Source organism: Pseudomonas sp. HY7a-MNA-CIBAN-0227 (assembly GCF_040310325.1).
In the GTDB taxonomy this organism is placed as follows: Bacteria; Pseudomonadota; Gammaproteobacteria; order Pseudomonadales; family Pseudomonadaceae; genus Aquipseudomonas.
This window is the reverse complement of record NZ_JBEOPT010000336.1, coordinates 1-240: the sequence shown is the minus strand read 5'-3', so window position 1 is coordinate 240 and position 240 is coordinate 1. Positions and strand designations below refer to the sequence as shown.

General features: G+C 39.6%; 1 protein-coding gene. It reads right to left on the bottom strand.

Annotated features, from left to right (window positions below):
* Positions 1-240: hypothetical protein (locus AAEZ06_RS28165; protein ID WP_350617497.1), on the bottom strand; the 240-nt coding region annotated here is incomplete at both ends.

Sequence of the window (240 nt, the reverse complement as noted above, 5' to 3'; positions counted from 1 at the left end):
ATGAGCACCCGCTCCATGATAAAAAATCAAAACTGCTTGCGGTTTTAGTGGCAGATACGCGCGATATGCTAAAGACACATTATCAGTTGCTGATATGTATTCAACAGGCTGTAGCGGCTTTTTATCACCCTCTTTTATCTCAGCAAGTGAGAAAAACGTTTCGCTAGATTGCTCTAATGGACTGGCGAGTAAATTATGAGCCAAAAAAATTGATGGCAATATTACCGCAATATTCATAAG